This is a genomic window from Bradyrhizobium sp. 6(2017) (assembly GCF_011058295.2).
In the GTDB taxonomy this organism is placed as follows: Bacteria; Pseudomonadota; Alphaproteobacteria; order Rhizobiales; family Xanthobacteraceae; genus Bradyrhizobium; species Bradyrhizobium septentrionale.
Genome location: NZ_CP049289.2, coordinates 459999 through 484913, shown reverse-complemented (window position 1 = coordinate 484913; position 24915 = coordinate 459999). Strand labels below are relative to the sequence as shown.

Below are 24915 nucleotides of genomic sequence, written 5' to 3'. Positions count from 1 at the left end.
CGGGATTTACTGCCCAATTCGTGCCTCATTGCGAAACCAAACGGCATTGGTCAACGAAGGGACGGGGGTTCCACTTGCCGTGTTAGCGGCAATACTGTCTGAGGGTCTTATCAATGCTGAATATCAAGAAGGCGGCGGGCAATGGTACCCGCTCGCGTACGGCGCTCGCTTTTGTAGCCGCAACTCTTCTGGTCGGGGGCACCGTGACGGAGGCGTCCGCGAAGTCCAGGCACCACCATCATCGCCACCACCATCATCACCACGCCCGCGCCGAAGGCTCGTCCTGGCGCGACGCCAATGCATCGATCCAGCCGTCCGGCGGCCACTCGTTCTCGGGGATGGCTTCCTTCTACGGCAATGAATCCGGCAGCCGCACCGCTTCCGGCCAGCGCTTCAACCAGAACGCCATGACCGCGGCCCACCGCTCGCTGCCATTCGGCACCAAGCTCCGCGTCACCCATGGCGGCCGCAGCGTCGTCGTCACCATCAACGATCGTGGCCCGTTCATCCGCGGCCGCGTGCTCGACCTCTCGACCGGCGCAGCGCGCGCCATTGGCCTGACCGGTGCCGGCGTCGGCCGCGTCACCGCCGAGGTCGTCTCCTAAGCGCGTTCAGTAAGCGTTGCGTACCCGCCGCGAGGCCTGCTTCGTGCGTCAAAGGGCCTGCCGTCGCGAATGACGGCAGGCTTTTTCTTTGCAGGCAAATTTACAGGAAACTCTGCGGATCGACGTCGACCTCGAGCTTCAGATTGCCCTTGGTCTTCGGGCCCGCCTCAAGCCATTCGCGCAGATATTGCGACAGGTCGACATTGCGCAGCGACTTCACCAGCAGGCGGAAGCGATAGCGGCCCTTGATGACCGCGAGCGGCGCCTCGGCGGGGCCGAGCACCTGGATCCGCTCATCGAGCGGCGCGACCGCGGCGAGCTTGCGCGCAAAGCCTTCCGCCGTCGGACGGTCGCCGGCGGAGACGATCAGGCTCGCCAGCCGGCCAAACGGCGGATAGCCGGTGCGCTCGCGAATCTCGATCTCGCTGGCGTAGAACGCCTCGCGGTCATTGGCGATCAAGGCCTTGATGACGGGATGCTCGGGCTGGTGCGTCTGCAGATAGCCGACGCCACGGCCCTGGTCGCGGCCGGCACGGCCGACCACCTGGTTTAACAGCTGGAACGTCCGCTCGGCGGCGCGCGGATCGCCATTGCTCAAGCCGAGATCGGCGTCGATGACGCCGACCAGATTGAGCCGCGGGAAATTGTGCCCCTTCGCCACCAGCTGTGTTCCGATGATGATGTCGACGCGGCCCTCGGCGATCTCGTTCAGCTCGCTCCGCATGGTTTCGATCGAGGTGATGAGATCGCTCGACAGCACCATGGTGCGGGCCTCCGGGAAGATACTTGCGGCCTCTTCCTGCAGGCGCTCGACGCCGGGACCGACCGCGACCAGCGATTCCTCGGCCGCGCAATGCGGGCAGATGTTCGGGCGCGGCATCGAGAAGCCGCAGTGATGGCAGACCAGCCGCTGGCGGAAACGATGATCGACCAGCCATGCATCGCAGATCGTGCAGGCGAAGCGGTGACCGCAGGCGCGGCACAGCGTCAGCGGCGCGTAACCGCGGCGGTTGAGGAACAATAGCGCCTGTTCGCGGCGCTCGATCGCATGGCGAATCTGCTCGGCCAGCACCGGCGAGATGAAACGCCCGCGCGGCGGCGGTGCGCGGCGCATGTCGATCGCCTCGATATGCGGCATGTGCTGGCCGCCGAACCGCGACGGCAGCGCCACGCGCTGGTAGCGCCCCTTGCGCGCATTGACCTCGCTCTCGACCGAGGGCGTCGCCGACGCCAGCACGATCGGGATCTTGGCGATATGGGCGCGGACCACCGCCATGTCGCGCGCGTGATAATGCGCGCCCTCGTCCTGCTTGTAGGCCTGGTCGTGCTCCTCATCGACGATGATCAGGCCGAGATCGGCATAGGGCAGGTACAGCGCCGAGCGGGCGCCGACCACGACCGGCGCCTTGCCCTCGGAGATCGCAGCCCAGTTTCGCGCCCGCGTGCGCGGCGTGAGCTCCGAATGCCATTCCAGCGGCCGCACGCCGAAGCGCTGCGCAAAGCGGTCGAGGAACTGGCCGGTCAGCGCGATTTCCGGCATCAGGATCAGCGTCTGCTTGCCGCGGCGGATATTCTCGGCGATCGCCTCGAAATAGACCTCGGTCTTGCCGGAACCGGTGACGCCGTCGAGCAATGCGACGTGAAAGCTGCCGCTGGCAGCCAGCGTCCGCAGCACGTCGACCGCGCTGCGCTGCTCGCGCGAAAAATCCGGCTGCGCATAAGAGGGATCCGGAACGGGTGGCGCCGCCGGCGGTGGCATGGCCTCGACCGTCAGCGTGCCTTCGTCGACCAGCCCGTCGATCACGCCGGAACTGACGCCGGCCTCCCGCGCCGCCTCCGACTTGCCGTGCAGCAACCGGTCCGACAGCACCTCGATCACCCGCCGGCGCGCCGGTGTCAGGCGCCGCGGCGGCTCACCGACCAGGCGCACCCCGAGACGCATCCGCTCGGGCCCGAGATTTTCGCCCATCCGCAGCGTCATCCGCAGCACCATGCCGCGCGCCGACAGTGTGTAATTGGAGACCCAGTCGACGAGCTGGCGCAGCTCCGCCTTCAGCGGGGGAACATCGAGCTTCTCGCTGACGTCCTTGAGCCGGTTGTGCAGCCGCGGATCGGGTTTGGCGTTCTCGGCCCACACCACCGCGACGACCTCGCGCGGCCCGAGCGGAACGCAGATCACATCGCCGGGCGCAAGCTCCATGCCGCGCGGCACGCGGTAGGAATAGGTCTGGTTCAGCGCGACAGGCACCAGCACGTCGACGACGCCCGTCGTCGATGCAGAGGCTGGGCCGGGGCGCGTGGCGTGGTCCATTGAATCAGATCTTTGAAACCCGATCGGGCTAGAGCATTTTGGGTTCTGATTAAATCAGAACCGAAGCTCTAGCTTCTTGTTTTGACGCGTTTTCTTCACGCGAACCGGTGCCCACTTCGCTCGAAAACGCTCTAACACCGCTGCGCCGCTTTAGCGAACGGTAAACGAAGGCAGTGCGATATAATCAGGAGAATCGCAGCGCCAATAGCCCTCAGGACATGGCCGTTCAAGACATGGCCGCTCAAGACATGGCCCGGACCGACCAACCCACCCAGCCGCTCGAGCTCGACTGCGCCGACGCATCAGTCACGCAGGAGATGACGCGCTGGCTGTCGCATCTGCGCGCGGAGCGGCGGCTGTCGCCGAAGACGCTCGAGGCCTACGCCCGCGATGTGCGCCAATGCCTGACCTTCCTGGCCGGGCACTGGGGCGCGCGCGTCACGCTCAGGGCATTTTCCGCGCTCGAGGCGAGCGATGTGCGCGCCTTCATGGCGATGCGCCGCGCAGACGAGATCGGCGGGCGATCGCTGATGCGGGCGCTGGCGGGGCTGCGCTCGTTCGGACGTTTCCTGGAACGCGAAGGCAAGGGCAAGGTCGGCGCGCTGTCGGCGATCCGCGCGCCCAAAGTGGCGAAGAGCCTGCCCAAGCCGATCCATATCGAGGCAGCGAAGCGCCTTGCCGACGCCGACGAGCGCGCTGATGAAGCCCGCGAGACCTGGATTCTGGTGCGTGACGCCGCTGTCATGGCGCTGCTCTACGGTTCGGGCCTGCGCATCTCCGAGGCGCTCGGCCTGAAGCGCCGCGACGTGCCGAAGCCGGGCGAAGGCGACGTGCTTGTCGTGACCGGCAAGGGCAACAAAACCCGCATGGTGCCGGTGCTGCAGAACGTGCTGCAATTGATCGCGGACTACGCAGCGATCTGCCCGCACCAGCTCAGCCCGACCGGGCCGATGTTCGTAGGCGCCCGCGGCGGCCCCTTAAGCCCGCGCATCATCCAGCTCACCATGGAGCGGCTGCGCGGCGCGCTCGGCCTGCCCGACAGCGCGACGCCGCATGCGTTGCGGCATTCCTTCGCCACCCATCTGCTCAGCCGCGGCGGCGATTTGCGCGCGATCCAGGAATTGCTCGGCCACGCATCGCTGTCGACCACGCAGATCTACACCGGCATCGACAGCGAGCGCCTGCTTGAAGTCTATCGCTCCGCGCACCCGCGCGGCTGAACGCCCGGATCTGAGTTCAGAACACAGCGCGGGCTTCGCTCCCTATCAATGCGCCGTTCATCTTGCGCCGTTCATATTTCATACGGCTGCCACAAACCGCCCGCCCCTTGCCTTGTGCGCTGCATTCGGCAATCGTGGCGCGGTCTCATCCGGAGGGGAATCATGAGCGCACATGAAAGTATGGAGCACGCGGAGCATGCCGAGCATGCGTCGGGTGAGAACAAGAAGATCGCACTCCTGATCGCCGTGATCGCGCTCTGCCTGGCGCTGTCGGAGACGCTCGGCAAGGGCGCCCAGACCGAATCGATCAGCAAGAACGTCGAGGCGTCCAACCTCTGGGCCTTCTTCCAGGCCAAGAGCATCCGTCGCACCACCGTGCAGATCGCGGCCGAACAGGGCAAGCTGAACCTCGCGACCACCACCGACGAGGCGACGAAGGCTGCGTTGCAGAAGCAGATCGACGACTGGCAGAAGACCGCGGCGCGCTATCGTTCGGAGCCGGAGACCGGCGAGGGTTCAGAGCAGCTCGCCGAACGCGCCAAGCACGCCGAGCATGAGCGCGACGAGGCCACCGCGAAGTATCATCATTTCGAGCTGGCCTCCGCCGCCTTCCAGATCGCTATCGTGCTGGCGTCAGCGACGATCATCACGGGCATCATCGCGCTGGCCTGGGTGTCGGGTCTGGTGACGCTGGCCGGCATCGTGATGACGCTGCTCGGCCTGTTCCAGCCTCATTTGCTGCATCTGCATTGAGGCGCAAGGCTCCCCTTTTTGACCGTCATCCTGAGGAGCCGCGAAGCGGCGTCTCGAAGGATCGACGGCCACCGGCCTGGCCGTGCATCCTTCGAGACGCGCGCAATGCGCGCTCCTCAGGATGACGGAACGGAAAGCCTTGATCAAAGAACCTTGCTGGTCTCGTGCACGCTTTTGCGGAAGCGTGCGATCAGGCGCAGCGTGCGCGCCGACCAGCCGTCGCCGTCGCCGCGGATCATCTCGAGGATGCGCCGCTTGACCGGTTCGACCAGCGCGGTGGCCTTGGCCCGCAGCCCCATCACGAAATTATAGAGTGCCTCGAACCAGGGCATCTCCAGCAGCTTCGGCCGCGTCACGTCGAACAGGAACGCCGTCACGCCGACGCCGACGATCTTCGCGAACAGGATCAGCGAGACTGCGCTGAGCCAGTATTGGTTCGCCAACAGCCAGAGCCCGACCAGCTTCAGCGGAAACAGCGGGATGACCGGCACGACGAAGACGATCAGCGTCATCGCCGGCGACAGCGAATCGACCCGGTCGGCAAGCCATTGCTTCAGCGCGCGCAGCGGAATCCACGCGACCACCCGCGCCACGATCGGTTCGACGTGGTCCCATAGCCAGGCCTCGATCAGGAAGATGATCGCAAGCAGGACCCAGAACGGCTGAAGCAGGCGGCGCAGCATCGCTATGATCTCTAGCCGGCTGGCATGCCGGATGTTCGATCACATATGGATGGCGCGCTTGCCGACCGCAAGCGCGGCTTCCTTGATCGCCTCGGAGCGGGTCGGATGCGCGTGGCAGGTGCGGGCCAGATCTTCCGCCGATCCGCCGAATTCCATCAGAACGCAGGCTTCATGGATCATTTCGCCGGCTTCCCGGCCGACAATGTGCACGCCGAGCACCCGATCCGTCTTCGCATCTGCGAGAACCTTCACGAAGCCGTCGGTGGTCTGGTTGACCTTGGAGCGGCCGTTTGCGGTGAACGGGAATTTGCCGACTGTATACGCGACGCCGGCCTGCTTGAGGTCTTCCTCGGTCTTGCCGACCGACGACACTTCCGGCGTGGTATACACAACACCTGGAATGACGTCGTAGTTCACGTGGCCGGCCTGGCCCGCGATGATCTCGGCACAGGCAACGCCTTCGTCTTCCGCCTTGTGCGCAAGCATCGGCCCGGCCACGACGTCGCCGATGGCGTAGATGCCCTTCACGTTGGTCGAGAAGTGCGCGTCGATATCGACCCGGCCACGATTGTCGAGCGCAACGCCGGCTTCCTTCAGCCCGAGGCCCTCGGTGTAGGGCACGCGGCCGATACAGACGAGCACGACGTCGACTTCGATGATTTCCGCGGTGCCGCCGGCGGCCGGCTCGATCTTGGCCTGCAGCGTCTTGCCCGAGGTGTCGACCGAGGTGACCTTGGCGCCAAGCTTGAAGACAAAACCCTGCTTTTCCAGCATGCGCTGGAATTGCTTGGCCACTTCGCCGTCCATGCCGGGCAGGATGCGGTCGAGGAATTCCACGACGGTGACCTTGGCACCGAGGCGATGCCAGACCGAGCCGAGCTCGAGCCCGATCACACCGGCGCCGACGATCAGCAAGCTGGAAGGCACCTTCTCCAGCGACAGCGCGCCGGTCGAGGACACGACGCGCTTCTCGTCGATCTCGATGCCCTTCAGCCGTGCGATATCGGAGCCGGTGGCGATCACGATGTTCTTGGTCTCGACGGTCTCGGACTTGCCGTCGCCGGAGACCTCGACCTTGCCGGCGCCGAGGATCTTGCCGGTGCCCTTGAGCACGTCGATCTTGTTCTTCTTCATCAGAAATTCGACGCCCTTGACGTTGCCGTCGATGCCCTGCTGCTTGAAGTTCATCATCGCGGGCAGATCGAGCTTCGGCACCGGGACGCTGACGCCCATCTTGGCGAAGGAGTGCGCGGCTTCCTCGAACATCTCGGAGGCGTGCAGCAGCGCCTTCGACGGCATGCAGCCGATATTGAGGCAGGTGCCGCCCAGCGTCGCATTCTTCTCGACGACGGCAACCTTCATGCCGAGCTGCGCCGCGCGGATCGCGCAGACGTAACCGCCGGGGCCAGTGCCGATGACGACGAGATCGTAAGAAGCCATGATTGAGGTCCTGTAGCCAAACTCTGTGACAGTTGGGCGGGCGCTATCCGGCCGAAGGACAGCTCCCCGCTATTGATCGTGCTCTAGCGACCGCCCGACACGTCGAGGATCGCGCTGGTGACGTAGGAGGCCTCGTCCGAGATCAGCCAGACGATGGCGTTGGCGATTTCATCCGCAGCACCGACGCGCTTCATCGGCACCATATGGGCAAGCCGATGCGCGCGATCTGGCTCGCCGCCGGCGGCGTGGATGTCGGTATCGATCAGCCCGGGCCGGATTCCGGCGACGCGGATGCCTTCAGCCGCGACTTCGTAGCCGAGGCCGACCGTGAAGGAATCGATCGCCCCCTTGGAGGCCGCATAGTCGACATAGGTGTTGGGCGCCCCGAGCCTCGCCGCGACCGAGGAGAGATTGACGATGACGCCACCCTCGCCGCCGTGCTTGGTCGACATCCGCTTCACCGCCTCGCGCGCGCACAGAATGCTGCCGGTGACGTTGACCGCCATCATTTGCTGGATGCGCTCGGCCGACATCTCGTCGACACGCACGCCACTCTTGCCGACGATGCCGGCATTGTTCACGAGCGCGCCGAGCGTTCCGAAGCTGTCTGCGGCCTTGAACAGCGCCAGGATGTCCTGCTCGCTGCCGACATCGCATTTCACCGCGATCGCCTTGCCGTTCTTGGCCTCGATCGCGGCGACGACCTCATTGGCCGCCGCCTGATTGGACGCATAGCCGACCACGATGCGATAGCCGCGCGCGGCAGCAGCAAGCGCGGTAGCGCGGCCGATGCCGCGGCTACCGCCGGTGATGACAACGACCTTATCCGTCACATTGATCCCCAAACGTAAGCACCCAACAGAACGCGACGCCCGAGGTAGCCGGACGCCGCGCGCGAATGACCTTACAGGTCCAGCACAAGCCGTGCCGGATCCTCCAGGCTCTCCTTGACGCGCACCAGGAAGGTGACCGCTTCCTTGCCGTCGATCACGCGGTGATCGTAGGACAGCGCCAGATACATCATCGGCCGCACCTCGATCTTGCCGCCGACCACCATCGGCCGCTCCTGGATCTTGTGCATGCCGAGGATGCCGGACTGCGGCGCGTTGAGGATCGGCGTCGACATCAGCGAGCCGTAGATGCCGCCATTGGTGATGGTGAAGGTGCCGCCCTGCATCTCGTCGATCTTGAGCTGGCCGTCGCGGGCGCGGCGGCCGAAATCGGCGATTCCCTTCTCGATCTCGGCGATCGATTTGTGGTCGCAATCGCGCACCACCGGCACCACCAAGCCGCGGTCGGTGCCGACCGCAACGCCGATGTGATAGTAGTTCTTGTAGATCAGGTCAGAGCCGTCGATCTCGGCGTTGACGGCGGGAATGTCCTTCAGCCCCTGCACGACGGCCTTGGTGAAGAAGCCCATGAAGCCGAGCTTCGAGCCATGCTTCTTCTCGAACGTGTCCTTGTAGAGCGCTCGCAGCTTCATCACCTCGGTCATGTCGACCTCGTTGAAGGTCGTCAGCATCGCGGCGGTGTTCTGCACGTCCTTCAGGCGGCGCGCGATGGTCTGGCGCAGCCGGGTCATCTTCACCCGCTCCTCGCGCGCGGCGTCGTCAGCCGGCGACGGGGCACGCACCTGCACGGCGGCGGCCGGCTGGTTGACCGGGGTCGGCGCCGAGGCGGCTTTCTCGATCGCGGCCAGCATGTCGCCCTTGGTGACGCGGCCGTCCTTGCCCGAACCGGGGACCGTGGTGGCGTCGACGCCGCTTTCGGCGGACAGCTTGCGCACCGAAGGCGCGAGCGGCGCATCCGCCGGCGGCACCTTGGGCGCAGCCGGTGCGGGAGCGGCGGCAGCGGCCGCCGCAGCCGGGGCGGCGGCCTTGGCGGGCGCAGCGGCAGCAGCAGGCTTGGCCGGGGCAGCGCCGTCATTGATCTGGCCGAGCAATGCGCCGACGGCGACGGTCTCGCCATCCTTGGCGATGATCTCGCCGAGCGTGCCGGCGACCGGCGCGGGCACCTCGATGGTGACCTTGTCGGTTTCCAGCTCCACCAACGGTTCGTCCACCGCGACGGCCTCACCGGCCTTCTTGAACCAGCGGCCGATCGTGGCCTCAGTCACGGATTCCCCGAGCGTTGGAACGCGAATTTCAGTCATGGTCTTTTCCCCGATAACCTTGCGGTCATAAAACTTGTCTCGCCACCGCCGCCAAAGCGAACGATCCGGTACTCCGTGACGACAGCGCTTGTGCTGGATGACGGGATACCGGATGCCCCGCTTTCGCGGGGCATGGTGTTCGTGAAGATCGTTAGTTCAGTGCGTCGTCGAGCAGCGCCTTGAGCTGCGCCAGATGTTTCGACATCAGGCCGGTCGCGGTCGCCGCCGACGCCGGACGGCCGGCATAGCGCGGCCGCCTGTTGGCTGCGTGGATCTGGTTCAGCACCCATTCCAGGTAAGGCTCGATGAAGTGCCAGGAGCCCATGTTGCGCGGCTCTTCCTGGCACCAGACCACCTCGGCATTCTTGAAGCGGCCGAGCTCCTGCACCAGCGCCTTCAGCGGAACCGGATACAGCTGCTCGATGCGCATCAGATAGATGTCGTCGGTGCCGCGCTTCTCGCGCTCCTCGTACAGATCGTAATAGACCTTGCCGGAGCACAGCACGACGCGACGGATCTTGTCGTCGGGCACCAGCTTGATCTTCTCGTCCGGCAGCATCTGCGCGTCATCGTACAGGATGCGGTGGAATGTGGCGTTCTTGCCGAGCTCGTCGAGCCGCGACACGGCGCGCTTGTGACGCAGCAGCGATTTCGGCGTCATCAGGATCAGCGGCTTGCGGATTTCGCGATGCAGCTGGCGCCGCAGCGCGTGGAAGTAGTTCGCCGGCGTGGTCGGATAGACCACCTGCATGTTGTCCTCGGCGCACATCTGCAGGTAACGCTCGAGGCGCGCGGAGGAGTGCTCCGGTCCCTGCCCTTCGTAGCCGTGCGGCAGCAGGCAGACGAGGCCCGACATGCGCAGCCATTTGCGTTCGCCCGAGGAGATGAACTGGTCAAACACCACCTGCGCACCATTGGCGAAATCGCCGAACTGCGCTTCCCAGAGCGTCAGTGCATTCGGCTCGGCGAGCGAGTAGCCGTACTCGAAGCCGAGCACCGCTTCTTCCGACAGCAGCGAGTTGATGACCTCGTAGTGGCCGGTATCCTCGCCGCCGAGATGGTTGAACGGCGTGTAGCGGCTCTCGTCCTCCTGGTCGATCAGGACCGAATGGCGCTGCGAGAAGGTGCCGCGTTCGGAATCCTGGCCGGACAGGCGCACATGATGGCCTTCCTGCAGCAGCGTGCAGAACGCCAGCGCCTCGCCGGTCGCCCAGTCGATGCCGACGCCGGTGTCGATCGCCTTGGCGCGATTGTCGAGGAAGCGCTGGATAGTGCGGTGGGCGCGGAAGCCGTCCGGCACCTTGGTGATCTTGCGGCCGATGTCCTTGAGCACGGCGACATCGACACCGGTGACGCCACGGCGCGCGTCTTCTTCCTGATCGGCTGACTTGAACCCGGCCCATTTGCCGTCGAGCCAGTCGGCCTTGTTCGGCTTGTAGCCAGCGCCGGCTTCGAGCTCGGCATCGAGCCGTGCGCGCCAGTCGGCCTTGGCCTTCTCGACCTCGCCCTCGGTCAGCACGCCGTCGGCGACCAGCCGCTTGGCGTAGATCTCCAGCGTCGATGGGTGCGAGGCGATCCGCTTGTACATCACCGGCTGAGTGAACGCCGGCTCGTCGCCCTCGTTGTGGCCGTGGCGACGGTAGCAGAACATGTCGATGACGACCGGCTTGTGGAATTTCTGCCGGAACTCGATCGCGACCTTGGCCGCGAACACCACGGCCTCCGGATCGTCGCCGTTCACGTGGAAGATCGGCGCATCGATCATCTTCGCCACGTCGGACGGATAGGGCGACGAACGCGAGTAGCGCGGATAGGTGGTGAAGCCGATCTGGTTGTTGACGATGAAGTGCAGCGAGCCGCCGGTGCGGTAGCCCTTAAGGTCGGACAGGCTGAAGCATTCCGCCACCACGCCCTGGCCTGCGAATGCCGCGTCGCCGTGCATCAGGAGCGGCAGCACCGAGATGCGCATGTCAGGCGGATCGCCGTGCTGATCCTGCTTGGCGCGCACCTTGCCCATCACGACGGGATCGACGATCTCAAGATGCGACGGATTGGCGGTCAGCGACAGATGGATGTTGTTGCCGTCGAACTCGCGGTCCGAGGAGGCGCCGAGGTGATACTTGACGTCGCCGGAGCCTTCGACCGAGTCCGGATTGGCCGAACCGCCCTTGAATTCATGAAACAGCGCGCGGTGCGGCTTGCCCATCACCTGGGTCAGCACGTTGAGACGGCCGCGATGCGGCATGCCGACCACGATCTCCTTCACGCCGAGATTGCCGCCGCGCTTGATGATCTGTTCGAGCGCCGGGATCAGCGATTCGCCGCCGTCGAGACCAAAACGCTTGGTGCCGGTGAACTTGGTGTCGCAGAACTTCTCGAAGCCGTCCGCCTCGATCAGCTTGTTGAGGATCGCCCGGCGTCCCTCCGGCGTGAAGCTGATCTCCTTGTCCGGCCCCTCGATGCGCTCCTGGATCCACGCCTTCTGCGCGGCGTTGGAGATGTGCATGAACTCGACGCCGAGCGTCTGGCAATAGGTGCGCTCGCAGATCTGCACGATCTCGCGCAGCGTGCCGTATTCGAGGCCGAGCACGTGGTCGAGGAAGATCTTGCGATCGAAGTCCGCCTCGGTGAAGCCGTAGGAGCGCGGGTCGAGCTCCTCGCGGTCGCGCGGCGCCTCGATGCCCAGCGGGTCGAGCTTGGCGTGGAAATGGCCGCGCATGCGGTAGGCGCGGATCAGCATCAGGGCGCGAACCGAATCGCGGGTGGCTTGATGCACGTCGGTGTCGGAGAGCGCGGCGCCCTTGGCCTGCGCCTTGGCGGCGAGCTTGGTGCCGACCGCCTTCTCGACCTGGGCCCAGTTGCCGTCGAGCGCCGAGGTCAGCTCATCGCGCGGCGTCACCGGCCAGTTGTCGCGGCCCCAGGAGGCGCCGTCGGCGTTCTTCTGGACGTCAGCCGGGGCGTCCTTCAGGCTCTTGAAGAAATCCTGCCATTCGGTGTCGACCGACGACGGGTCCTGCTCGTAGCGGGCGTAGAGGTCGTCGATGTAGGCGGCGTTGGTACCCTGCAGGAAGGATGAGAGAGCAAAAGCGGCGTTCGCGTCTTGGCGAGACATGGGGCAGTCCTGGTGATTTTTTTCGGTTCGCGCGTGGAAGACGGCGCAAGTGCCGGTCTGAGAAGAGCGCCGGCTGGGTCGTTACCCTTTACCCCATCTAGGACAGATATTCCTGCCTAAAAGAACCAAGAAATGAATTTATTTTCATATTTTATTGATCCGCCCGATCGGCGGTAATGCGCGCAAAAAAAAAGCGCGGCTCCCGAACGGGAACCCGCCGGAAACCGCGCCATACCCCGAAGGGAACCTCGCCCGAAGGCGGCTACTTCAGCATCTCTGCGAGCGTGTGCCCGAGCCGCGCCGGCGACGGCGACACCCTGATGCCGGCCGCTTCCATCGCCGCGGTCTTGGAGCCGGCGTCGCCCTTGCCGCCGGAGATGATCGCACCGGCATGGCCCATGCGGCGGCCGGGAGGTGCGGTGACTCCGGCGATGAAGCCAACCATCGGCTTCTTGCGGCCGCGCTTGGCCTCGTCCTTGAGGAACTGGGCGGCGTCTTCCTCGGCGGAGCCGCCGATCTCGCCGATCATGACAATCGACTTGGTGTTCTCGTCGGCCAGGAACATCTCCAGCACATCGATGAACTCGGTGCCCTTGACCGGATCGCCGCCGATGCCGACCGCAGTGGTCTGGCCGAGGCCCTCCTGGGTGGTCTGGAACACCGCCTCATAGGTCAGGGTGCCGGAGCGGGAGACGATGCCGACCGAGCCGGGCTTGAAGATGTTGGCCGGCATGATGCCGATCTTGCACTCGCCGGCGGTCATCACGCCGGGGCAGTTCGGCCCGATCAGCCGCGACTTGGAGCCCGACAGCGAGCGCTTCACACGCACCATGTCGAGCACCGGAATGCCCTCGGTGATGCAGACGATCAGCGGGATCTCCGCGTCGATCGCCTCGCAGATCGCGTCCGCCGCGCCCGGCGGCGGCACATAGACCACGCTGGCGTCGGCGCCGGTCTTCGCGCGCGCTTCCGCGACGGTGTCGAACACCGGCAGGTTGAGATGGGTCGAGCCGCCTTTGCCCGGCGCCACGCCGCCGACCATCCTGGTGCCGTAAGCGATCGCCGCTTCCGAATGGAATGTACCGTTCTTGCCGGTGAAGCCCTGGCAGATGACCTTGGTGTTCTTGTCGATCAGAATGGACATGGGATGCTTTCGCGAGACGAGCGGTGAAGGGTTTCAGTGAACACGCCGGTAGACGCCGGTGAGCACGTCGGCCCACCCTTCCGCGTCAGGCGAGAATTGGATTTTCATGTTGTAGGTGTTGTCGTCGACGACCTCGTAGACATGACGGGCGTTGCCGCGCAACGAACCGCGCACCAGGATCAGCGACTTGCCCGCCCAGCCGCCGGACGCCGGCGACGGCGGGTAGTAGCCGAGCGAATCGTGCCAGAACAATTTGTAGGCCCGATCGTCGCGGTCGTAGGTGAAGACGCCGTGGGTGGCGAAGCTCTCCTTGCCGTCGCGGGTCTGCACGCTGTCCTGGATCAGGTAGAAACCGTTGAGCGCGATGCGCGCGACGACATGCGAGCTCGCCGGACCGCCCGCGGTCCAGCGCGACGGATAGACCATCTCTTCGCCATTCCACTCGCCCGCGAAAACCGCGAGCTTGCGGTGTTCTTCCAGCGGTGTCGGGGCGTCGAGATGACCGGCCATCGTTAGCCTCCCTTGACGGCTTTCACGATTTTCTGTGCAGCGTCATCGAGATTGTCGGCGGGCAGGACGTTGAGGCCGCTCTCGCGGATGATCTTCTTGCCCTGCTCGACATTGGTGCCTTCAAGGCGCACCACCAGCGGCACCTTGAGGCCGACCTGCTTCACCGCGGCGACCACGCCTTCGGCAATCACGTCGCACTTCATGATGCCGCCGAAGATGTTGACCAGAATGCCCTTCACGTTCGGATCGGCGGTGATGATCTTGAACGCGGCCGCAACTTTCTCGACACTGGCGCCGCCGCCGACGTCAAGGAAGTTCGCCGGCTCCATGCCGTAGAGCTTGATGATGTCCATGGTCGCCATGGCGAGGCCGGCGCCGTTGACCATGCAGCCGATCGTGCCGTCGAGCGCGACATAGTTGAGGTCGAATTTCGACGCCTCGATTTCCTTGGCGTCCTCCTCGGTCTCGTCGCGCAGCGCGACCACGTCCGGGTGACGATAGAGCGCGTTGCTGTCGAACGATACCTTGGCGTCGAGCACGCGGAGCTGGCCCTGCTTGGTGACGACGAGCGGGTTGATCTCGAGCATCGCCATGTCCTTGGCGGCGAAGGCTGTGTAGAGCTGACCGGTCAGCTTCTCGGCCTGCTTGGCAAGATCGCCCTTCAGCTTCAGCGCCTCGGCGACGGTGCGACCGTGGTGCGGCATGATACCGGTAGCGGGATCGACCGAGAACGAGACGATCTTTTCCGGGGTCGAATGCGCGACCTCTTCGATGTTGACGCCGCCTTCGGTCGACACCACGAAGGAGATTTCGGAGGTCTCGCGATTGACCAGGATCGAGAGATAGAACTCCTTGTCGATCTCGGAGCCTTCCTCGATGTAGAGGCGGTTGACCTGCTTGCCGTGCGGGCCGGTCTGCACCGTGACCAGCGTCGCGCCGAGCATCTGCTTGGCGAACGCGTCGACCTCGGCGACCGACTTGGCGATCCGGACACCGCCCTTGTCGCCGGCGGATGCTTCCTTGAACTTGCCCTTGCCGCGGCCGCCGGCATGGATCTGGCTCTTCACCACCCAGATCGGGCCGGGAAGCTGCTTGGCCGCCGCGTCGGCTTCTTCAGCCTTCAGCACCGGCACGCCGCGGGAGATCGGCACGCCGAATTCATGCAGCAGAGCCTTGGCCTGGTATTCGTGGATATTCATGGATCGTCGCTCCCAACCCTCGTGCGGCGAACTTCACGTCAGCCTTGATCTGGCATACCATATACCAAGGCTCGTGCAACTAGAAAATTCGCCGGAATTTCATCACCTTGCACCCGATAGGCGATCGAAATCGCCTATCGGGCCATTGCCAACTCAGATTACTTGCCGAGCAGATCGGGCGCGATCTTCTTGCAGGCGTCGACCAGGCCCTGCACCGAGGCAACCGACTTGTCGAAGGCCTCGCGGTCCTTGCCGGCCAGCTCGATCTCGACGATGCGCTCGACACCCTTGGAGCCGATCACCGTGGGTACGCCGACATACATGTCCTTCACGCCGTACTCGCCGTTGAGATAGGCAGCGCAAGGCAGCACGCGCTTCTTGTCCTTCAGGTAGCTCTCGGCCATCTGGATCGCCGACGCCGCCGGCGCATAGAAGGCGGAGCCGGTCTTGAGCAAATTGACGATCTCGGCGCCGCCATTGCGGGTGCGATCAACGATCTCGTCGATCCGCGCCTGCGAGGTCCAGCCCATCTTGACGAGGTCGGGCAGCGGGATGCCGGCAACGGTCGAGTAGCGGGTGAGCGGCACCATGGTGTCGCCGTGGCCGCCCAGCACGAAGGCGGTGACGTCTTCGACCGAGACGTTGAATTCGTCGGCAAGGAAGTAGCGGAAACGCGCGGAGTCGAGCACGCCGGCCATGCCGACCACCTTCTTGTGCGGCAGGCCCGAGGCCTTCTGCAGCGCCCACACCATCGCATCCAGCGGGTTGGTGATGCAGATGACGAAGGCGTCGGGGGCGTACTTCTTGATGCCGGCGCCGACCTGCTCCATGACCTTGAGGTTGATCGACAGGAGATCGTCGCGGCTCATGCCCGGCTTGCGCGGCACGCCCGCGGTAACGATGCAGACCTTGGCGCCGTCGAGCGCGTCATAGGAGTTGGCGCCGACCAGATTGGAGTCGAAACCGTCGACCGGCGACGACTGTGCGATGTCGAGCGCCTTGCCCTGCGGCACGCCCTCGGCAATATCGAACAGCACGACGTCTCCGAGTTCCTTGAGGCCAACGAGGTGCGCCAGCGTTCCGCCGATCTGTCCGGAGCCAATCAGAGCAATCTTGTCGCGTGCCATGGGAAATCAGTCCTTTGAACTGGTGCAGGAGGGAGGGAAGTCGGTTGCAAGGGTGGTTATCCCTTTCGAATGATCCATTCAAGTCGCGGCCTGCCCGATTGCGGGCCCTGCCTGGAATTCGATCAGGCATGCCAGCAACATCCGTCCCGGAGACACGGAAAGTTGCTCCGAACCGCACCCCGCGCAAGATCGAATTTCGAGGCTGAATTTCGAGGCGGAGTGTCAGGTCTCGACCAGGCCGGTCGACGAGCCGCTTGCGGAGGAGTCCTTCCGGCCGTGCGGCAGCGCCAAATAGGATTCCGAGCTCATTTCGATCAGGCGCGAGGAGGTGCGCTTGAATTCCATCGCCTCGATGCCGTCTTCCGCAAGGTACAGCGACACCGGATCGGCCTCGGCCGAGGCCATCAACTTCACGGCATTGTCATAGAGCGTGTCGATCAGCGAGATGAAGCGCTTGGCGGCATTGCGCTCGGCGTAGTCCATCACCGGAATGTGGTCGATCAGGATCGTGTGGTAGTCGTGCGCGAGCCTGAGGTAATCGGACGCGGCAAGCGGCTTCTCGCAGATATCGGCGAAGGCAAAGCGCGCGACGCCATGCGACGAGCACGGCACAGTCAGCAGACGCTTCTTGATCTCGATAAGGCGCGCCTTGCACGGCGCGTTGCCGGTCATCTTGCGCCACGCCGCATTGAGCGCCTCGCGAGCCGCGTCATCCGCGGGCACCAGCCACATCTTCACGCCGACGAGCTTCTCGAGCCGGAAGTCGGTGCGCGCATCGAGCCGCAGCACATCCATGTGGTCTGATATCTGCGCGATGAACGGCAGGAACAGCGCGCGATTGAGCCCGCCCTTGTAGAGGTCGTCTGGCGCGACGTTCGACGTCGCCACCACGACTGTGCCGAGATCGAACAGCTTTGCGAACAGCCGCCCGAGGATCATCGCGTCCGCAATGTCGGTGACGTGGAATTCGTCGAAGCAGAGCAGCCAGGCCTCGTCGAAGATCGCCTGTGCGGTGAGCGCGATCACGTCGCCGTCCGAGATCTCGCCACGCGCGATCTGCTGACGATAGCCGTAAATGCGCTCATGTGCCTCGGCCATGAATTCGTGGAAGTGCGCGCGGCGCTTGTGCTCGACCGGGCTCTGCTGGAAGAACAGATCCATCAGCATGGTCTTGCCGCGGCCGACCTCGCCATGGACGTAGAGGCCGCGTGGCGGCTTGTCGTCCTTGTCGCCGCCGAACAGCCGTCCGAACAGGCCCTGTTTGCGCTGCGGCTTGTAGCTCGCGAGCCGCTCGTCCAGTGCGCCGAACGCTTCGGCGGCGCGCGCCTGCGCAGGATCGGCCTCGATCGCGCCGGAGGCGACCAGGGCGTTGTAGTGTTCGAGAAAGGAACTCGGCGAGGTGGACAGCATGGGCCCACCTTACGGCCCTAGTGCGCGGAAAATTGCAAGTCGTGAATTGTGCCGATGGCCATGCAAGCAACGGGTATGCAGGGGCAAGCCCTTGCATACCACGGCCGACCGCACGGGCCGCCTGCCTGACACCTCAAGCCGCGGTCTGCGATGCCTTACGCGCAGAGCGCGTAGGAATCCTCGACCACGTAGGGGCCGCCGCCTGTCGACGCCCGCGACGAGAACAGCACGAAGCGGTCCGCCAGAAAGCTGCGGCTCGGGAAGTAGCCGCGCACGGACAGATAATCCGCGACGTCCTGGCTCGACGCGTCATGCAAACGCGCAAGCGTGACATGTGGCGTGAATTTCCTGCCCTCGGGATCGAGCCCCATCCGCTGCATCATCCGCTCGAGCTCGGCCTGCAGTTCGATCAGCGGACGGCTCGGCTCGACGGCGGCAACCACCGCGCGCGGCTTGCGTCCGCCGAAGCTCGACAGGCCTTGCAGTTTGACCTCGAACGGCTTGCGGTTCACCCGGAACAGCATCGTTGCGATCTCGTTGGCCCACATGCCATCGATGTCGCCGATGAAGCGCAGAGTGACGTGATAATTTTCGGGATCGATCCAGCGCGCGCCGGGAAGGCCGCCACGCAAGCCGGAGAGGGTTTGGCCGATTTCGGCCGGAATTTCCAGTCCAGTGAACAGACGCGGCATCGCAATAATCCTCGATGCTTGGCGCGAGTTTTGGGAGCCCGCACCCTGTAACAGACCCCGGTGACGAATCACCGATGCCTATTTGTACCCGAGATATGTGACTCTGCGAAGCATGACCGGTTAACAGCTCGTAAACCTACGGACACCACACGGCTCGCTGCCTGCGATTCAACTGCGTTGCCCTGATAATGCACCGAGAAATGCCTCCACCGTGGGCAGCATGTTGTTCACGACGATGTCCACGCCCGCTGCCGTCGGATGCATGCCGTCGGCCTGGTTGAGCTTGGCATCGGCAGCAACCCCATCGAGGAAGAATGGATAGAGCGGCACGCCAAGGGATTTCGAGAGCTCCGGATAGATCGCGTTGAACTTCGCCGCATAGTCGCTGCCATAGTTCGGCGGCGCCAGCATGCCGCACAAGAGCACGGCGATCTTGCGCGCCTGCAACTTTGTGATGATGTCGGAGAGCGCGGCACGCGTGACCGCGGGATCGATGCCGCGCAGCGCATCGTTGGCGCCGAGCTCGACGATCACCGCATCGGTTCCGTCAGGCACCGACCAGTCGAGCCGCTCGCGGCCGCCTGAGGCGGTGTCGCCGGACACCCCGGCATTGGTCATCTCGACCTTTATCCCCTTGGCTTCCAAGGCCTTTTGCAGCCGGACCGGGAACCCCGCCGGGCCCGGAAGGCCGTAACCGGCGCTCAGGGAATCGCCCAGGACCACCATTTTGACCGGTTTTGCCGAACCTGACGCGGGGCCCTTCTCCGGTCCGGCCGTCTGCGCGCTTGCCGCCGTCATCAAGCCCATAAGCAACACGAGTATGTGCACGAAGATTCTCAACCGGCCCTCGACCGCAGCCGCGGAAGTGCCATATGACCGAACCATGGACAGTCTCATCGAATCCTCTTCACTGACCGACGTCGAGCCGGACACCATTGCCGTCAGGAACGTCAATCTCTCGCTCGGCACCGGCGCGGCACGGGTTCATATCCTCAAAGATATCAGCCTTCGTGTGGCAGCGGGTGAGGCCATCGGCCTGATCGGCCCGTCGGGCTCGGGCAAGTCGACCTTGCTGATGGTGATGGCGGGGCTTGAACGTCCTGACAGTGGTGAAGTGGTCGTCAACGGCACCTCGTTCAATGCCCTCGATGAAGATGCGCTCGCGCGCTTCCGCGGCCGACAGGTCGGCATCGTCTTCCAGTCGTTCCATCTGATCCCGACCATGACCGCGCTGGAGAACGTCGCCGTGCCGCTCGAGCTCGCCGGCAATCCCGATGCCGCCGCACGCGCCGCGCAGGAGCTGCAATCGGTCGGGCTCGGCGAACGCCTGCATCACTATCCGACGCAATTGTCCGGCGGCGAGCAGCAGCGCGTTGCCATCGCGCGCGCGCTGGCGCCCGATCCGGCGATCCTCGTCGCTGACGAGCCGACCGGAAATCTCGACGAGACGACGGGAAAGCAGATCGTCGATTTGCTCTTCACCAAGCACGCCGAGCGCGGCATGACGCTGGTGCTGGTGACGCACGACCTCGCGCTCGCCCAGCGCTGCGACCGCGTCGTGCGGCTGCGCTCCGGCCGCATCGACGGACAATCGACGAGATGAGCATTGCGTCCGAAGTCGCGATCCAGGGTCGCGCGTCGTCGCTTGCCTTCCGATATGCGCTGCGCGAATTGCGCCGCGGCCTGCGCGGCTTCTACGTCTTCATCGCCTGCATCGCGCTCGGCGTGATGGCGATTGCCGGCGTCGGCTCGGTCGCCGCGAGCCTCGGCGACGGCCTGTCGCGCGAGGGGCGCACGCTGCTCGGCGGCGATGTCGCGTTCTCGCTGATCTCGCGCGAGGCCAAACCCGACGAGGTCGCCTACCTGCGCACGCGCGGCGAGGTTTCGGTCGCAGCCACGCTCCGCGCGATGGCGCGCAGCGGCGACGGCAAGCTGGCGCTGGTCGAGCTCAAGGCGGTCGACGGCAGATATCCGATGCTCGGCGAGCTGACGCTGGAGCCGAACATGCCGGTCGCCGACCTGCTCGCCGAGCGCGACGGCGTTTTTGGCGCGGCGGCCGACTCGACACTGCTGGCGCGGCTCGACCTCAAGCTGGGCGACCGCGTCACCATCGGCAGCGCGACCTACCAGATCCGCAGCGTGGTCGCGGCCGAGCCCGACAAGCTCGCCGGCGGCGTCGGCCTCGGCCCGCGCTTTCTGATCAGCGAAGCGAGCCTGCGCGCCACCGACCTGCTGCAACCGGGCAGCCTGGTGCGCTGGATTTACCGGGTGAAGCTGCCCGACGGCGCCAACGACGATCGCGCCACCACCGCGCTGATCGACGGCGCACGGGCGGCGGCACCGGAGGCCGGCTGGGAGGTCCGCAGCCGCAACAACGCTTCGCCGCAGCTTGAGCGCACCATCAACCGCTTTACCCAGTTCCTGACCCTGGTCGGCCTTGCGGCGCTGCTGGTCGGCGGTGTCGGCGTCGCCAATGCCGTGAAGAGCCATATCGACCGGCGCCGCGACGTCATCGCCTCGTTCAAGGCGCTCGGCGCCACCGGCCGCGACGTCTTCACGATCTACTGCACGCAGGTGGTGGTGCTGGCCGGGATCGGTTCGGTGATCGGGCTCGTGCTCGGCGCCGCGCTGCCCTTCGTCATCGTCGGCCTGTTTGGCAAGCTGCTGCCGCTGCCGGTGGTGCCCGCGCTGCATCCCGACGAGCTTGCGCTCTCCTTCCTCTACGGCCAGCTCACCGCACTGGCGTTCGGGCTGTGGCCGCTCGGCCGGGTGCATGACGTGCCGGTAGCGGCGCTGTTCCGCGAGACCATCACCAGCGAGTGGCACCGCCCGCGCTGGAGCTATCTCGCGCTGATGGCCGTGGTGATCGCGCTCCTGGTCGGGGTTGCGATCGGACTTGCCTATGACAAGCGGGTCGCGACCGTCTTCGTCGTCGCCTCGATCGCGGTGTTCCTGCTTTTGCGCGGGATCGCCGAAATCCTGATGGCGGTGGCGCGCCGGCTGCCGCGCAGCCGCATCACCATGCTGCGGCTTGCAATCGCCAACATCCACCGGCCGGGCGCGCTGACGCCGTCGGTCGTGCTGTCGCTCGGGCTCGGGCTCGCGGTGCTCGTCACCATCACCCAGATCGACGGAAATCTGCGCCGGCAATTTTTGGCCGCGCTGCCGGACCGGGCGCCGTCGTTCTTCTTCATCGACATCCCCTCCACCGAGGCCGATCGCTTTGCCGGCTTCCTGGCGCAGATCGCGCCTGGCTCGACCGTCGAGGACGTGCCGATGCTGCGCGGGCGCATCGTCGCCGCCCGCGGCGTCAAGGGTGACCAGCTCAAGCCGTCAGTCGATTCGGAATGGGTGCTGCAGAGCGACCGCGGCCTGACCTACACCGGCGAGATCCCCAAGGGCTCGAAGATCGTCGAGGGCGAATGGTGGGGGCCGGACTACAGCGGACCGCCGCTGGTCTCGATGGAGAAGAAGATCGCCGACGGCCTGGACCTGAAGATCGGCGACGAGATCGTGGTCAACGTGCTCGGCCGCGACGTAGCGGCGAAGATCGCCAATCTGCGCAACATCGACTGGCAGGGGCTTGGCATCAACTTCGTGCTGGTGTTCTCGCCGAACGCCTTCAAGGGCGCGCCGCACAGCCATGTCGCGACCTTGACAGAACCACACGCGGATTCCGGAGACGACGCGCGCATCATCAAGCAGGTCGCCGACGCGTTCCCGATGGTGACCAGCGTGCGGGTCCGCGAGGCGCTGGAGACGGTCGGCAGCGTGGTCAGCAATCTGGTGCTGGCGATCCGCGGCGCCAGCGCCGTGACGCTGATCTCGGCGATCCTGGTGCTGGGCGGCGCGCTCGCCGCAGGTCACCGCCACCGCGTCTACGATGCCGTGATCCTCAAGACGCTCGGCGCCACGCGGGTCCGGCTGCTCGGCGCCTACGCGCTGGAGTATCTGATGATCGGTTTTGCAACCGCCTTATTCGGCGTGATCGCCGGTTCGATCGCGGCCTGGCTGATCGTGACGCGACTGATGACGCTGAGTTTCATCTGGCAGGCCGGCAGCGCCGCGCTGGTCGTGGTCGCCGCGCTGATCGTCACGGTTGGGTTGGGGCTGGCAGGAACGCTGCTCGCGCTGAACCAGAAGCCGGCCTCCGTGCTGCGGAATTTGTGACAATTTGTAGCGGCACCGAGGCCGTTTTTCCCTATACTGTTCGCGCAGAGCGACATTCGGCCGCGCGTGGAAGCTTGCGTCGGATGTGTTAATTTCCCACATACCAATCGAGCCGGATGGTCGGTTGAATGACACGGAATTAATATTCCGCAAACCGAGCCATCTGAGATAGATTTACGACCGGCGCCGCAAATCCCTTGCGCTCCACCGGGACCAACCACGGGAATTCGACCATGTCGGACCTAGACCGCAATTACGCTTCTCCTTTCGGCCGGGCCGCCGGGCGCATTGACGCTGCGGCCGTCGACGCCGGTCTGCGCGCCTACATGCTGCGCATCTACAACTACATGAGCATCGGCCTGGCCATCACCGGCCTGGCCGCGCTCGGCGTCTACATGGGTGCGGTGACCAGCGACCAGTCCGCCGCCGTCGCCAAGTTCGGCAACGCCTATCTGACGCAGTTCGGCTACGCGATGTTCGTGAGCCCGCTGAAGTGGCTGTTCATCCTCGCCCCTCTAGCGATGGTGTTCGTCATCTCGGCCGGCATCAACCGCCTGCAGCCCGCGACCGCCCAGCTCCTGTTCTGGGTGTTCTCGGCACTGATGGGCCTGTCGCTGTCGTCGATCTTCCTGGTGTACACGCACACCTCGATCGTGCGCGTGTTCTTCATCACCGCGGCGACGTTCGGTGCGCTGAGCCTCTACGGCTACACCACCAAGCGTGACATGAGCGGCATGGGCTCGTTCCTGTTCATGGGTCTGATCGGCATCATCATCGCGAGCCTGGTCAACCTGTTCCTGGCGAGCTCGGCGCTGCAGTTCATCGTCTCGGTGGTCGGCGTGCTGGTGTTCGCCGGTCTCACCGCTTGGGACACCCAGCGGCTGAAGAACGACTACATCTACGGCTACGCCTCGCAAGGTGGCGTGATGGCAGAGCGTGCGGCAATCACGGGTGCGCTGTCGCTCTACCTGAACTTCATCAACCTGTTCACGCTGCTGCTGCAGCTGCTCGGCCAGCGCGACTAAGCGCCTCGAGCGAAGGGATCGACCCAAGCCCCGGCCCTAGCGGCCGGGGCTTTTCTTTTGCGCGGAGCAAAAATACTGTCGCGCCATGCCTAATTCCGTGATGTCCAATCCTGCGGTGTCCAATCCGGAAATCAGGCTGACCGCCGAGGCGGACCTGCCCTCGATCACCGCGATCTATGAGCAGGCGGTTCGCTTTGGCACCGCGACCTTCGAGCTGATCCCGCCCGACCTCGCCGAGATGACCCGCCGCTGGAGGGCGCTGATGGATGGCGGCTTCCCCTATTTCACAGCAGAGCTCGACGGCCGCGTCGCCGGCTATGCCTACGCCGGCCCCTACCGGCCGCGGCCGGCCTATCGCTTCACGGTCGAGAACTCGGTTTATCTGGATCCCGCGCTCCATCGCCGCGGCGTCGGCCTCAAGCTGATGGAGCGCCTGATCGCCGAATGCGACGCGCGCGGCTTCCGGCAGATGATCGCGGTGATCGGGGATACGGCCAATGCCGGCTCGATCGGGCTGCACCGCCGCTGCGGTTTTGAGATGATCGGGACCCACCCGGGTGTCGGCCTGAAATTCGGCCGCTGGCTCGATACCGTGATGATGCAGCGCGCGCTCGGCGAAGGCGGCGCGACCGTGCCGGCGGATTAGCGCAACGAACCTGTAGCCCGGATGAAGCGGCGAGCTTGTCCTCGCTAGACCAGCGACAGCTTGCGGTCGATCACCAACAGCACGCGTTCGAGTTCGTGGCCGCGGCGCAGGATCAGGCCCGTCGCCGAAATCACGCTGTACATGCCCTGCTTGCGCGCAAGCCGGGGATCCTTCTCGATCCGGTAGATCGGCATTTCGGACGCGCGCCGAAACACCGAGAACACGGCACGGTCCTTCAGGAAGTCGATCGCATAGTCGCGCCACTCGCCGTCGGCGACCATGCGGCCGTAGAGATTGAGAATGCGGTTGAGCTCTGGTCGATTGAAGGTCACGCGGTTGGGCTGCGGGATCGCGGCGGCGGGGCGCGCCGCGGCGCGGCTCCCGCTCGGATCAGTGTCCTCCGAGATCAGACTCATCGAGCGCCTCCTGTCATCCCCGTGACGATCATGGTCCGAAAGCCGGTCCCCCCCTTTTCGGGATCGTCACAACGCTGACATGATTGCGCTAAGCGAGGGGGCCTGCAAGGGGCCATTCGCGATGCAACCAGGTCTTAACCACGGTCTGGCGCGGCGGATTATCCGGAAAACCAGAGAGTCACGGGAACGTTAGCGGAATCATATTGCTGCCCCACTTCCGCCCATCGCCCGCCCCGCTGCCCTGCGAAAAGAGAATCCTGCGTTGGCCCGGTCCTTTCGGTTCCGGATTCCTCAGCCCCC

The 24915-nt window shown here is 65.0% G+C and carries 21 protein-coding genes; 7 read left to right on the top strand and 14 right to left on the bottom strand.

Going from position 1 to position 24915, the window contains the following annotated elements; genetic code table 11:
• The first annotated feature begins 113 nt into the window (after positions 1–113).
• Positions 114–605, top strand: coding sequence for a septal ring lytic transglycosylase RlpA family protein (locus tag G6P99_RS02360; RefSeq protein WP_029081337.1), 492 nt, complete (start codon positions 114–116; stop codon positions 603–605).
• Positions 606–705: 100 nt separating this feature from the next.
• Here G6P99_RS02360 and G6P99_RS02355 read toward each other — a convergent pair whose 3' ends face one another.
• On the bottom strand, positions 706–2916 hold the full coding sequence (locus G6P99_RS02355) for a primosomal protein N' (RefSeq protein ID WP_029081336.1): 2211 nt from the start codon (positions 2914–2916) through the stop codon (positions 706–708).
• A 248-nt stretch (positions 2917–3164) separates the two neighbouring features.
• Here G6P99_RS02355 and G6P99_RS02350 point away from each other — a divergent pair, with 248 nt between their 5' ends.
• The gene (locus G6P99_RS02350) at positions 3165–4136 is read left to right on the top strand and encodes a tyrosine recombinase XerC (protein ID WP_029081335.1); all 972 of its coding nucleotides are present in this window, start codon (positions 3165–3167) and stop codon (positions 4134–4136) included.
• A gap of 162 nt (positions 4137–4298) precedes the next feature.
• Positions 4299–4889 carry a DUF4337 domain-containing protein gene (locus tag G6P99_RS02345; RefSeq protein ID WP_029081334.1) on the top strand — a complete coding sequence of 197 codons (591 nt, stop codon included), beginning with the start codon at positions 4299–4301 and terminating at the stop codon, positions 4887–4889.
• A 143-nt stretch (positions 4890–5032) separates the two neighbouring features.
• Here the strand turns inward: G6P99_RS02345 and G6P99_RS02340 are convergent, their stop codons facing one another.
• The 12 genes from G6P99_RS02340 to G6P99_RS02285 form a co-directional block, all read right to left on the bottom strand.
• Positions 5033–5572: a hypothetical protein gene (locus G6P99_RS02340; RefSeq protein WP_029081333.1), complete on the bottom strand. Its 540-nt coding sequence runs from the start codon at positions 5570–5572 to the stop codon at positions 5033–5035.
• A gap of 39 nt (positions 5573–5611) precedes the next feature.
• Positions 5612–7012: a dihydrolipoyl dehydrogenase gene (lpdA, locus tag G6P99_RS02335; protein WP_165127133.1), complete on the bottom strand. Its 1401-nt coding sequence runs from the start codon at positions 7010–7012 to the stop codon at positions 5612–5614.
• An 83-nt stretch (positions 7013–7095) separates the two neighbouring features.
• Entirely contained in the window at positions 7096–7845 is a 750-nt protein-coding gene (locus G6P99_RS02330; RefSeq protein WP_029081331.1) for an SDR family oxidoreductase, read from the bottom strand.
• A 71-nt stretch (positions 7846–7916) separates the two neighbouring features.
• Entirely contained in the window at positions 7917–9164 is a 1248-nt protein-coding gene (odhB, locus tag G6P99_RS02325; RefSeq protein ID WP_165127131.1) for a 2-oxoglutarate dehydrogenase complex dihydrolipoyllysine-residue succinyltransferase, read from the bottom strand.
• Positions 9165–9315: 151 nt separating this feature from the next.
• Positions 9316–12276 carry a 2-oxoglutarate dehydrogenase E1 component gene (locus G6P99_RS02320; protein WP_029081329.1) on the bottom strand — a complete coding sequence of 987 codons (2961 nt, stop codon included), beginning with the start codon at positions 12274–12276 and terminating at the stop codon, positions 9316–9318.
• A 262-nt stretch (positions 12277–12538) separates the two neighbouring features.
• Positions 12539–13420, bottom strand: coding sequence for a succinate--CoA ligase subunit alpha (gene sucD / locus G6P99_RS02315; RefSeq protein ID WP_029081328.1), 882 nt, complete (start codon positions 13418–13420; stop codon positions 12539–12541).
• 33 nt (positions 13421–13453) lie between these two features.
• A complete protein-coding gene (locus G6P99_RS02310) occupies positions 13454–13930 on the bottom strand; it encodes a DUF1579 family protein (RefSeq protein WP_029081327.1) in 477 nt (158 codons plus the stop codon).
• Between the two features lie 2 nt (positions 13931–13932).
• Entirely contained in the window at positions 13933–15129 is a 1197-nt protein-coding gene (sucC, locus tag G6P99_RS02305; protein WP_029081326.1) for an ADP-forming succinate--CoA ligase subunit beta, read from the bottom strand.
• A gap of 158 nt (positions 15130–15287) precedes the next feature.
• The gene (gene mdh, locus G6P99_RS02300) at positions 15288–16256 is read right to left on the bottom strand and encodes a malate dehydrogenase (protein ID WP_029081325.1); all 969 of its coding nucleotides are present in this window, start codon (positions 16254–16256) and stop codon (positions 15288–15290) included.
• A 222-nt stretch (positions 16257–16478) separates the two neighbouring features.
• A complete protein-coding gene (gene zapE, locus G6P99_RS02295) occupies positions 16479–17666 on the bottom strand; it encodes a cell division protein ZapE (protein ID WP_029081324.1) in 1188 nt (395 codons plus the stop codon).
• A 155-nt stretch (positions 17667–17821) separates the two neighbouring features.
• Positions 17822–18358 (bottom strand): RNA 2',3'-cyclic phosphodiesterase, encoded by a 537-nt coding sequence (gene thpR, locus G6P99_RS02290; protein WP_029081323.1) that lies wholly within the window; start codon positions 18356–18358, stop codon positions 17822–17824.
• A 168-nt stretch (positions 18359–18526) separates the two neighbouring features.
• Positions 18527–19186 carry an arylesterase gene (locus tag G6P99_RS02285; protein ID WP_165129230.1) on the bottom strand — a complete coding sequence of 220 codons (660 nt, stop codon included), beginning with the start codon at positions 19184–19186 and terminating at the stop codon, positions 18527–18529.
• A gap of 55 nt (positions 19187–19241) precedes the next feature.
• Here G6P99_RS02285 and G6P99_RS02280 point away from each other — a divergent pair, with 55 nt between their 5' ends.
• From G6P99_RS02280 to G6P99_RS02265, 4 genes are all read left to right on the top strand, one after another.
• A complete protein-coding gene (locus G6P99_RS02280; protein ID WP_029081321.1) occupies positions 19242–19961 on the top strand; it encodes an ABC transporter ATP-binding protein in 720 nt (239 codons plus the stop codon).
• Positions 19958–22528 carry an ABC transporter permease gene (locus G6P99_RS02275; RefSeq protein ID WP_165127129.1) on the top strand — a complete coding sequence of 857 codons (2571 nt, stop codon included), beginning with the start codon at positions 19958–19960 and terminating at the stop codon, positions 22526–22528. Before G6P99_RS02280 ends, G6P99_RS02275 begins: the two co-directional genes overlap by 4 nt.
• A 233-nt stretch (positions 22529–22761) precedes the next feature.
• Entirely contained in the window at positions 22762–23553 is a 792-nt protein-coding gene (locus G6P99_RS02270; RefSeq protein ID WP_029081319.1) for a Bax inhibitor-1/YccA family protein, read from the top strand.
• Between the two features lie 115 nt (positions 23554–23668).
• Positions 23669–24199, top strand: coding sequence for a GNAT family N-acetyltransferase (locus G6P99_RS02265; RefSeq protein WP_029081318.1), 531 nt, complete (start codon positions 23669–23671; stop codon positions 24197–24199).
• Between the two features lie 44 nt (positions 24200–24243).
• Here the strand turns inward: G6P99_RS02265 and G6P99_RS02260 are convergent, their stop codons facing one another.
• Positions 24244–24615: a DUF2794 domain-containing protein gene (locus tag G6P99_RS02260; RefSeq protein ID WP_029081317.1), complete on the bottom strand. Its 372-nt coding sequence runs from the start codon at positions 24613–24615 to the stop codon at positions 24244–24246.
• Between the last annotated feature and the right edge of the window lie 300 nt (positions 24616–24915).